At 61.3% G+C, this 2,465-nt stretch carries 2 protein-coding genes; one reads left to right on the forward strand and one right to left on the reverse strand.

Going from position 1 to position 2,465, the window contains the following annotated elements:
- Nucleotides 1-685 precede the first annotated feature (685 nt).
- Nucleotides 686-1,594 (reverse strand): LysR substrate-binding domain-containing protein, encoded by a 909-nt coding sequence (locus I6F16_RS37360; RefSeq protein WP_225174757.1) that lies wholly within the window; start codon nt 1,592-1,594, stop codon nt 686-688.
- 108 nt (nt 1,595-1,702) lie between these two features.
- Between I6F16_RS37360 and I6F16_RS37365 the strand changes: the two genes are divergently transcribed.
- The coding region (locus I6F16_RS37365; protein WP_225174758.1) for an FAD-dependent oxidoreductase at nt 1,703-2,465 on the forward strand (763 nt) is incomplete at its 3' end.

Raw genomic sequence — 2,465 nt, forward strand, 5'->3', positions numbered from 1 at the left:
GGTATGAGCGTTTCGGTTATTTTCTGTTCTGGCCGGAGGGACTCTCAAACTCGTCGCGCGAGTACGAGCAAGTTGGCAGTTGCAATCGCACTTACATTACGAAAAAGCTGAACTGATCTTTTTAGCAGGGGTTGCGTTCATGGATAGCGTAGAACGGTGCTTCGCCGCAGTGACGGCAATCGGTTTCTTTGTGACCATCGTCGGGATGATATTGCTGCAAACGATCTGAGTTCTGCATTTTTCGCGAGTCGCAACGGCCGCAGCGGGAGGGGCCGAGGCGTTGGGGCTGTAGGTCAGCCGCGCGCTCAAGATCGCTCGGGGACTACTTCTTCAACAGCAGTCTCAACGTTCGCGCCATGCGCCTCACCGATCCGGCGTGGCGGCCGAGTTCGGCGGCTATCTTTGACGCGCCAACTCCCTGTCGGGCCAGTGTGATCAATCGTCGGACCTCTTGGTCGGCCCACTGCTTTGGCTTTGGTGTTTTCATGATGCGGCGCTCGATCCGCACCAGTTAACCAGCGAGCGCAAATGACCGACACTTGGGAAATTTACGGGTGGGCGGCCTGAGGCCGGCCCTCGCAGTTGGCTGTCGGCTCCTGGCTATAAACCGGGCGCAAGGCTGCGCTTGCCACGACCGCCGCTTGTGACCCCGAGCGGACATTTCGAAGACAACAAGAAGAGCGGATTAAGTACTCGACCGCAACCACTCCGAGAAGGCTCGGATGGTCCTTGCGCGCGGATTGCTTGGCCTGGTGACCACATAGAAGCTATAGCCAGACAAGCTCAACTTGAACGGTTTCACGAGCATACCGACAGCGAGTTCGTGGGCCACGAGCACATCACTGAAAATCCCGACTCCCTGCCCGGCGATCACCGCCTCGATGGCGTGCAGTTCCTCGCGGAAACTCAAGTGTTGCATATCCTTGAATTGGGGCACTTCCCGCCACCTGCGCTGAGCCGCGGTAAGCCATCTCTGCCATGTGGGCGGCTCGCGATCGGTCGGCGACCAATAGGAGTGGATCAGAACATGGTTTGCAAGGTCGATTGGTCTCTTCAGGCGGCCCGTTGAAAGCAAATCCGGGCTGCAGACCGGCAAGAACGTATCACTGAATAGTTCATCGACGATCCCGTCTGTCGGTGGTACGCGGCTTGTCGCGTAGCGAATGGCAACGTCGCTGTCTCCGGCCTGCAGATCGAGCACCGTGTCAGTGCCTATCACCTCCAGCGGCACGTCAGGATGCAACTTCCGCCACAGGGGCAGGCGGGGCACGAGCCAGCGGCTGGCGAAGGCGTTGGTCGTCGTAACCCGGAGCGGCTGCTCGTCACCTTCCTGCTTGAGGGACGCAATGGCAGCGGCAAACGCCTCGAGCCCGCCGCGAATGGCAGGAAACAGCTGGGCGCCGGCATCGGTCAAGGAAAGAGGGCGTGGTCTGCGCCGGAATAGGGCGCGGCCGCAATACTGCTCAAGCAATCCGATCTGGTGGCTGATCGCGGTCGGCGTGACGCCGAGTTCTGCCGCGGCTTTCTTGAAGCTCAGATGACGCGCGGCAGCCTCAAAAGCGCGGAGCTCGATCAGGGGCGGCAGCTTGTGCATGCGGCGAGTGTAGGTGAAATCAGTTCATCGTCACCTGAATTCTTCGGATTTGCTCTGAGACAGCCCGCGATCGAGGATATGGCGGGGTCAAGCTGAGGAGCCCACGCCATGTCCATCGCATCTGTTGCCAGCGCTGCCGCCGAGCTTAATGCCTCCTTCGGAGGAGAACTGCTCAAACCAGCGGACGAGGGCTACGACGAGGCGCGCAAGGTTCACAATGGGCTGGTCGACAAACGGCCAGCATTGATTGCCAGATGTCGCAGTGCGGCCGATGTCGTGGATGCCGTGGCACTTGCGACCAAGCTCGGCCTCGAGATCGCGGTTCGCGGCGGCGGCCACAATGTGGCCGGGCGCGCAACCATCGATGGCGGGATCATGATCGACCTCTCACCCATGAAGGGGGTCCGGGTCGACGCGATCGGCAAGACCGTTTGGGCGCAGGGCGGGGTCACCTGGGGCGAGCTCAATCGAGAAACGCAGCTTCACGGACTCGCGGTGACCGGCGGCGTGGTCTCGACCACCGGCATCGCGGGCCTGACGCTCGGCGGAGGGCTGGGCTGGCTGATGGGCAAGTACGGCCTCGCGTTGGATAATCTGCGGGCTGTCGAACTCGTCACCGCCGACGGCAAGGTTGTGCGGGCCAGCAAGCAAGAGCAGCCCGATCTATTTTGGGCCGTGCGCGGCGGCGGCGGAAACTTCGGGATTGCCACCAGTCTTGAATACGACCTCCATACGGTAGGGCCGATCATCACCGGCGGCCCGATCGTTCACCCTATCGAGCGTTCCCGCGACGTGCTGGAATTTTTCCGGACCAGCACGCGATCGCTCACGGACGAGCACATGCTGTTCGCATCCCTGACCCATGCGCCCG

Source organism: Bradyrhizobium sp. IC4060, assembly GCF_020193715.1.
Classification (GTDB): Bacteria; Pseudomonadota; Alphaproteobacteria; order Rhizobiales; family Xanthobacteraceae; genus Bradyrhizobium; species Bradyrhizobium yuanmingense.

Excerpts from the sequence above, each read along its gene's own strand:
- I6F16_RS37360 (WP_225174757.1), bottom strand. The coding sequence starts at position 1,594 with ATGCACAAGCTGCCGCCCCTGATCGAGCTCCGCGCTTTTGAGGCTGCC.